This window comes from Streptomyces sp. NTH33 (assembly GCF_003236365.1).
Classification (GTDB): domain Bacteria; phylum Actinomycetota; class Actinomycetes; order Streptomycetales; family Streptomycetaceae; genus Streptomyces.
On sequence record NZ_POTZ01000354.1, the window covers coordinates 1 to 7,329 of the forward strand.

At 71.4% G+C, this 7,329-nt stretch carries 9 protein-coding genes and 1 pseudogene; 5 read left to right on the forward strand and 5 right to left on the reverse strand.

Going from position 1 to position 7,329, the window contains the following annotated elements; translation table 11 throughout:
* Positions 1-111: 111 nt before the first annotated feature.
* Positions 112-1,052 (reverse strand): annotated as a pseudogene (locus C1I97_RS43015) (IS701 family transposase); the annotation flags it as partial.
* On the opposite strand from C1I97_RS43015, the gene C1I97_RS41815 reads away from it, so the two are divergent.
* The 3 genes from C1I97_RS41815 to C1I97_RS27005 all read left to right on the forward strand — a co-directional run bounded on the left by C1I97_RS41815 (position 957) and on the right by C1I97_RS27005 (position 2,704).
* Positions 957-1,214: a hypothetical protein gene (locus C1I97_RS41815; RefSeq protein ID WP_258382755.1), complete on the forward strand. Its 258-nt coding sequence runs from the start codon at positions 957-959 to the stop codon at positions 1,212-1,214. The pseudogene C1I97_RS43015 and the gene C1I97_RS41815 overlap by 96 nt on opposite strands.
* Before the next feature lie 264 nt (positions 1,215-1,478).
* Entirely contained in the window at positions 1,479-2,102 is a 624-nt protein-coding gene (locus C1I97_RS27000) for a DedA family protein (protein ID WP_111005755.1), read from the forward strand.
* Between the two features lie 92 nt (positions 2,103-2,194).
* Entirely contained in the window at positions 2,195-2,704 is a 510-nt protein-coding gene (locus C1I97_RS27005) for a DUF4396 domain-containing protein (protein ID WP_111005756.1), read from the forward strand.
* A gap of 30 nt (positions 2,705-2,734) precedes the next feature.
* Here the strand turns inward: C1I97_RS27005 and C1I97_RS27010 are convergent, their stop codons facing one another.
* The gene (locus C1I97_RS27010; protein WP_111005757.1) at positions 2,735-3,040 is read right to left on the reverse strand and encodes a hypothetical protein; all 306 of its coding nucleotides are present in this window, start codon (positions 3,038-3,040) and stop codon (positions 2,735-2,737) included.
* Positions 3,041-3,259: 219 nt separating this feature from the next.
* Between C1I97_RS27010 and C1I97_RS27015 the strand changes: the two genes are divergently transcribed.
* Positions 3,260-3,679, forward strand: a complete 420-nt coding sequence (locus C1I97_RS27015) for a CBS domain-containing protein (protein ID WP_111005758.1) — start codon at positions 3,260-3,262, stop codon at positions 3,677-3,679.
* A gap of 61 nt (positions 3,680-3,740) precedes the next feature.
* Here the strand turns inward: C1I97_RS27015 and rocD are convergent, their stop codons facing one another.
* The 3 genes from rocD to C1I97_RS27030 all read right to left on the reverse strand — a co-directional run bounded on the left by rocD (position 3,741) and on the right by C1I97_RS27030 (position 6,405).
* A complete protein-coding gene (gene rocD / locus C1I97_RS27020) occupies positions 3,741-4,961 on the reverse strand; it encodes an ornithine--oxo-acid transaminase (RefSeq protein ID WP_111005759.1) in 1,221 nt (406 codons plus the stop codon).
* Positions 4,958-5,779 (reverse strand): dimethylargininase, encoded by an 822-nt coding sequence (gene ddaH / locus C1I97_RS27025; protein ID WP_111005760.1) that lies wholly within the window; start codon positions 5,777-5,779, stop codon positions 4,958-4,960. The genes rocD and ddaH overlap by 4 nt, the downstream gene beginning before the upstream one ends.
* Before the next feature lie 122 nt (positions 5,780-5,901).
* On the reverse strand, positions 5,902-6,405 hold the full coding sequence (locus C1I97_RS27030; RefSeq protein WP_111005761.1) for an Lrp/AsnC family transcriptional regulator: 504 nt from the start codon (positions 6,403-6,405) through the stop codon (positions 5,902-5,904).
* A 77-nt stretch (positions 6,406-6,482) separates the two neighbouring features.
* Between C1I97_RS27030 and C1I97_RS27035 the strand changes: the two genes are divergently transcribed.
* Positions 6,483-7,238 carry a LytR/AlgR family response regulator transcription factor gene (locus C1I97_RS27035; RefSeq protein WP_111005762.1) on the forward strand — a complete coding sequence of 252 codons (756 nt, stop codon included), beginning with the start codon at positions 6,483-6,485 and terminating at the stop codon, positions 7,236-7,238.
* Positions 7,239-7,329 lie beyond the last annotated feature (91 nt).

A 7,329-nucleotide genomic window follows, 5' to 3' on the forward strand; every position in this document is an offset into this window, starting at 1 on the left:
TGGTTTCCTGGCATGCTCTTGTCCCTATAAGCCTTTCGGCATCAGGTCAGCCATCGAACCCAGGAACCTCCCTCCAATTCCTCCCGGCTGGGCCGGGAATACGGCAGAGCGCCTCGTGGCGCACAAGGCTTCCTCGATGGCCCACCGCATCCCGGCAACGCGGACCAGGTGCCCGACGTCGGTGCCCAGCGGCGCGTGGGCGAGGTAGTAGGAGATCTCGGCGGGCTTGCCGATGCTGCGGCGTGCCAGTGCCCACCGCTGGTGGGTCGGCATCTCGTCGTCGAAGTCCTCGGTGGACGCGATCCGCAGGGCGGCCCAGTGGTAGACGTGCGGGCCCTTCGCGCCGTCCCCGCACGACCACACTTCCCATGCTTCTTCCGGAGCCTGGGCGAAGAGATGGTCGATGCGTCCAAAACGCGGCACCTGCTGGGACTTGGGGACCGCGAGCACGTAGCCGAGGCCGGCCTCCTCCAGCATGCGGCGCAGCTTCCACTCCTGGCCGTAGGCGGCATCGGCGGTCACCCGGGCAATGGGCAAGGGGGAGGCGATTGCCCGTAGCACCATGGTCTTGGCCAGGTCGGGCTTGGTGGCGAAGATCCGTTCGTCGGGGATGTGCGCGGCGCGGCAGCGGTCGCGGTCGTCGGTCCAGGACTTGGGCAGATACAGCTCGCGGTCCACCAGGGCGCGGCCGCGGGTGGTGGCGTAGGCGGCGAAGACGCCGATCCGGCTGGGGGTACCCCCTCCGGGGGATTCTCGGTGCGGCCGGCGGTACCGGAGTATGGGCGCTGCACGCCGGCGGAGGTCGTGCCTTTCTTGACGAAGCCGGTGTCGTCGAGGACGAGTACCCCGCCTTCCTCGCCGAGCCTCTCGGCGACGTATGCCTGCAGGTCGTCGCGGATCTCGTCGGCGTTCCAGCGGGCGCCGTTGAGCAGGCGCTGGAGGCGGTCGGGGGTGGAGTGGCCAACGTATTCAGCCAACTGCCAGCTGTTCTTGCGGCCGACCTGGCCGAGCAGGCCGCGGACGTAGTCGCGCATCCGCCGACGCGGTTCGATGCGCCCGAAACGGTGGCCGGTGCGCAGAAAGAGTTCTTCGAGTTCACGGTCCCAGGTCTCGGCTGCACGCTCGTCGATCACCATAGGAGGCTGCCCGGACCGGTGTCATTACCAGCGGCGGCTGCACACGATGGAGGGGCGGTCCACGAAGACCGCCCCTGACAGCCCATCAGCCCACTACACTCGCCCAGACCACACCTGGCCAGGGAAAACAGCGAAGTGCTGCTGGAGTAGTAGTAGAGCAAGGGGGCGCTCCTCACTCGTGCGGAACTGCTCAACCGTCGTGTTCTCGCAGGTCAGGGTGGATGCCGTGGGGTGCCAGTGTAAGTGGGCGCACCGTGGCGGGGAACCGCTTTTGGCCGTACGGCGGTGGCAGGATGCCGCGCCTGCCGGGGGCCGCCCACCCGGCGACGTACGGTGGTGGGCATGGCTCCTCCGCTTCCGGGACCGCTGGCGCACCTGGCACCGCTGCTGAGCCACTACGGCTACTGGGCCGTCGGCGGTGTGGTCCTGGTGGAGGACTTCGGGATTCCCGCTCCGGGCGAGACGATCCTGATCGCGGCCGGGGTCTATGCCGGGGCCGGCGAGCTCAACGTGGTGGTCGTGGCCCTGATCGCGTTCGCCGCGGCGGTTGTCGGGGACAACATCGGCTATCTCGTCGGCCGGTTCGGCGGCCGGGCGTTCGTCCACCGCTGGGGGCGGTACGTCTTCCTGACGCCGAAGCGGTTCGAGGCGGCCGAGCGGTTCTTCTCCCGGCACGGAGGCAAGATCGTCACGGTGGCCCGCTTCATCGAGGGCCTGCGCCAGGCCAACGGCATCATCGCCGGTACCACGGGCATGCACTGGCTCCGTTTCCTCGCCTTCAACGCGCTCGGCGCCGCGCTGTGGGTGGGCCTGTGGGTGACCCTGGCCTACTTCGCGGGCGCGCACATCAGCACGGTCTACGACGAGATCCGCCGCTACGAGGTCTACGTGCTCATCGCGCTCGGCCTCCTGGCCGTCGCTCTGGTCGTCCGTCACCTGCTGCGACGCAGGCACCGCGAGGACTGATGCCCGCGACACCCGAGGGAATACCCCTTGGGGGTATCGGGGTTCTGCTGCGGGAAGTCTTCGGAAGTCTTCATCCGCAGGGGAGAGCGACGATGACGCACTCGGCACACGGACACGAGCACCACGAACACCACGCGCACCGGCACGAGCACCACGCCCCTTCGCCGGGCGCCTCCTGGCGCGCGGCCGCGCAGGCCACGCTGCACTGCCTCACCGGATGCGCCATCGGTGAGGTGCTCGGCATGGTCGTCGGCACCGCGGCCGGTCTGCACAACGCGGCCACGGTCCTCGTCTCCGTCGCGCTGGCCTTCGTCTTCGGCTACGCGCTGACCATGCGCGGGGTCCTGCGCGCCGGCGTCCCCGTCCGCCGGGCGGTCAGGGTCGCCCTGGCCGCCGACACCGTGTCCATCGCGGTGATGGAACTGATCGACAACACCGTGATGGTCGGCGTGCCCGGCGCCATGGACGCCGGGCTGTCCGACGCGCTGTTCTGGGTGTCGCTGGCTGTCTCCCTCGCGCTCGCCTTCGCGGTCACCGGCCCCGTCAACCGGTGGATGATCGACCGCGGCAGGGGGCACGCGGTCGTGCACGCGTACCACTGACACCGGTCGCGCCCGGTGCGGCCGTATTGGTCAGGGGCGGCCGTCCCGGCCCATGGGCTCGTTCAGCGGGCCGGTGTCCGGCCGGCCGCCGTAGCCGCGCGCGACCCGGTGCGCGTGCCGGTGACGTGTCGCGGCACCGGCCAGGAGGGCCGCGCCCAGGCAGAAGATCAGGGCGAGGGCGAGACCGGCGCTGAAGGCCTCGAGCGTGTTCATCCTGGCGATGTCGTTGCCGAGCACCGACACCGTGTCCGCGGGGCCGCCGGAGAGGTTGCCGGCGATGAGCAGAGCGGTGAAGGCAGCGGTTGCCGCGAGGAGGAGCAGACCGATGAGCAGCATGGGGGTCATCTCCTCAAAGAGTGCCGTCACCCGGCGGGTACCCCCCTCGTCACCGGGCAGGCGAACGGGCGGACGTCCACCGGGGTGCGGGCGGAGGCCGTACGCGGGCCGGGCCGCGGCGCAGGTCACCAGGTGCGCCGCGGCTCCCCTCGGGTACCCGGCGGGGCGGCGCGGTGAGCGGCACCGCGCAGACCGCAGGAAGTGACGAAGGGAGGCGTCATGACTCAGCACGTACGCGACATCATGACCAGCAATCCGGTGACGGTGGAGCCGCGGACCCCGGTGACGGCGGTGGCCCGGAAGATGCGCGACGAGAACATCGGCGTCGTCCTGGTGACCGAGGGCGACGAGCTGCGCGGCCTGGTCAGCGACCGCGACCTGGTGATCCGTACGCTGGCCGAGGGCGGTGACCCGGAGCAGCGGACCGTCGTCTCCGTGTGCAGCGGCGAGCTCTTCACCGTGACTCCGGACGACGACCTCGACCGCGCGGTGCAGTTGATGCGGGAGCACTCCGTGCGCCGGGTACCGGTCGTCGACCACGGTCACGCCGTGGGCATCGTCTCCCTCGGCGACCTGGCCATCGAGCGTGACCCGGGATCCGCCCTCGGCGACATCAGCGCCGCGAGGCCCAACCAGTAGGAGCGCGACGGCACCGGCCGCCGGGGGCGCCCTCGTCGGCGCCCCCGGCCATGCCCGGTTGTCAGGAGGCCAGCACCTTCTCCAGGGAGGCCAGCGCGGAGCGCAGTTCCTCCTCCGTGACGGTCAGCGGCGGCGCCAGCCGGATCGTGGAGCCGTGGGTGTCCTTGACCAGGACGCCCTCCCGCATCAGACGCTCGCTGATCTCCCGCCCGGTGCCGATCGCCGGATCCACGTCGACGCCCGCCCACAGACCGCGCGAGCGGAAGCCGACCACGCCCCGGCCGGCCAGCTCGGCCAGGCCCTCGCGCAGCACCGCGCCCAGCTCCGCCGCCCGGCGCTGGAACTCGCCGGTCTCCAGCAGGCCGACCACCGCCGTGCCGACCGCGGCGGACAGCGGATTGCCGCCGAACGTCGACCCGTGCTCACCCGGCCGCAGCACCCCGAGCACCTCCCGGCGCCCGACGACCGCGGACACCGGCACGATCCCGCCGCCCAGCGCCTTGCCCAGCAGCACGACGTCCGGCACCACGTCCTCGTGCTCGACGGCGAGCGTGCGCCCGGTGCGGCCGAGGCCCGACTGGATCTCGTCCGCCAGGAACAGACAGCCCGCGCGGCGGGTCAGCTCCCGCACTCCGGTGAGGTAGCCGTCGTCCGGGACGATCACACCGGCCTCGCCCTGGACCGGCTCGATCAGCACGGCGGCCGTCGTCTCGTCGACCGCCGCCTCGAGCGCCGCCGGATCGTTGTACGGGACGATCCTGAAGCCCGGAGTGAACGGCCCGAAGCCCGACCGTGCCGTCTCGTCCGTGGAGAAGCCGACGATCGTCGTCGTACGGCCGTGGAAGTTGTCCGCCGCGACCACGATCGTCGCCCGGTCGGCCGGGACGCCCTTGACCTCGTACGCCCACTTGCGGGCCACCTTGATGCCGCTCTCCACCGCCTCGGCGCCGGTGTTCATCGGCAGCACCATGTCCTGCCCGGTCAGGGCCGCCAGCCGCTCGGCGAACTCGGCGAGCCGGTCGTTGTGGAAGGCCCGCGAGGTCAGCGTCAGCCGGTCGAGCTGGCGGTGCGCGGCCTCGGTCAGCGCGGGGTGGCGGTGGCCGAAGTTCAGGGCCGAGTAGCCGGCCAGCATGTCCAGGTAGCGGCGGCCCTCGACGTCCTCCACCCAGGCGCCCTCGGCGCGGGCGACGACCACGGGCAGCGGGTGGTAGTTGTGCGCGAGCACCGGCTCCTCGGCCCGGATCAGCTCGTCGGAGGTGCGGGTCGTCACGGGTGCGGTCATGAACGGATCTCCTGGGTGCAGCACTTGATGCCGCCGCCGGCCTTGTGGAACTCGGACAGGTCGACGGGGACGGGGACGTAGCCGCGGTCGGCGAGCTGTTCGGCGAGCGCCGCCGCCCCGGGCGAGAGGAAGACGTGACGGCCGTCGCAGACGGAGTTCAGGCCGAAGGCCGTCGCGTCCTCACGGGTGGCGAGCACCGCGTCCGGGTACAGCCGGGCGAGCACCTCGCGGCTGCCGGGCGAGAACGCCTCCGGGTAGTACGCGATGTTCCCCCCGCCCTCGTCGTCGAGGACGAACAGCGCGGTGTCCAGGTGGTAGAAGTACGGGTCCACCAGGGTCAGGCCGATCACCGGCACGCCCAGGTACTCCTGCGCCTCGCGATGGGCCTCGCGGGTGGTGCGGAAACCGGTGCCGGCCAGGATCCAGCGGCCGGCCGGAACGAAGTCGCCCTCGCCCTCGCACACCGACTCGGGACGGTAGACGTCGTGGCCGGCCGACTTGAACCACGTGTCGTAGGGGAGGGACTCCGGGCGGCGCTCGGGCGCCTTGAACAGGGAGCCGAAGACACGGCCGCCCACGACGACCGCCGCGTTGGCGGCGAAGACCATGTCCGGCAGGCCGGGCACGGGCTCCACGGTGTCGACGGTGTGGCCATGGGCGCGGTAGACGCCGATCAGTTCATGCCACTGCGCCTGGGCCAGGGAGACGTCCACGGGGACGTCCGGATGCATCCAGGGGTTGATCGCGTACTGCACGGCGAAGTGTCTGGGTTCGCAGACGAGGAAGCGCCGCCGGCGCGGCACACGGGGTTCGGGCACAGAGGGGTCCCTCCGCTTCCTGGGGGTCGACTGGGGGTGACACAAAGGTAGGGAGCTGTGACCATGGGCGACAAGGAACAAAAATTGCGCGCACAAGCAGGAACGCTGCGTCTTCCCGCCGTTCAGCGCACGTCTGCTGCGTCCTGCGGGGCGGGCTGGCTGGCACCCGCCTCCGGGGCGTCCGGCAGCAGGTGGGAGAGCACCATCACGCTGATCGTCTTCCGGATGAACGGCTCGGTGCGGATCCGCTCCAGCACCTCCTCGAAGTGCTCCACGTCCCGCGCCCGCACGTGCAGCAGCGCGTCCGCACCGCCGGTCACCGTCATCGCCGCCGTGATCTCCGGATGGTTGCGCACCACCTCGGCCAGCCGCCGCGGCGGGGCCGCGCCCTCGCAGTACACCTCGACGTACGCCTCCGTACGCCAGCCCAGCGCCGACGGCTTGACCGTGGCCGTGAACCCGGTGATCACGCCCGTCTCACGCAGCCGGTCCACACGGCGCTTGACGGCCGTCGAGGACAGGCCGATGGCCGCGCCGATCTCGGCGAAACTGCTGCGGGCGTTCGCCATCAGCGCGGTGAGGATCTTCCGGTCGAGTACGTCGAACGGTGCCGGCCTGCTGTTCATGTCGGCACTGTATCCAGCGCGGACGTCCATGCCCGGCCCGTGCCCAGACCCGCGGATCACCCCTACACTCCACCTTCATGCTGCGTGCCCTGGCCGTCGACGACGAACGACCCTCGCTCGAGGAACTGCTGTACCTGCTCAACGCCGACCCCCGGATCGCCGGCGCGGAAGGCGCCGGCGACGCGACCGAGGCGCTGCGCCGCATCAACCGGGCACTGCAGTCCGGCCCGGAGGGGCCCGACGCGATCGACGTCGTCTTCCTCGACATCCACATGCCGGGCCTCGACGGACTCGACCTGGCCCGGCTGCTCACCGGGTTCGCCGAACCGCCGCTGATCGTGTTCGTCACCGCCCACGAGGACTTCGCCGTGCAGGCCTTCGACCTCAAGGCCGTCGACTACGTGCTCAAGCCCGTGCGCAAGGAACGCCTCGCCGAGGCCGTCCGCCGCGCCGCCCAGCTGCGCGACGCCGCCCCGCGGATCCCCGTGAGCGAACCCGACCCCGACCACCTGCCCGTCGAGCTCGGCGGCGTCACCCGCTTCGTGGCCGTCGACGACATCACCCACGTCGAGGCGCAGGGAGACTACGCCCGGCTGCACACCGGCAAGGGCAGCCACCTCGTGCGCATCCCGCTGTCCACGCTCGAGGAGCGCTGGCGCGCCCGCGGTTTCGTCCGCATCCACCGCCGTCACCTGGTCGCCCTGCGCCACATCGGAGAACTCCGCCTGGACGCAGGCTCCGTGAGCGTCCGGGTCGGCACCGAGGAACTCCAGGTCAGCCGCCGGCACGCGCGCGAACTGCGGGAGCTGCTGATGCGCCGGACCGCGCGCTAGGGGGACGTACGCCATGCCGCAGGACCCCACCGAACGCCGTGTCGTCGTCACCGGCCCCCCTCGCCGCACCCGCCGCGCCCCGGGCCACTAC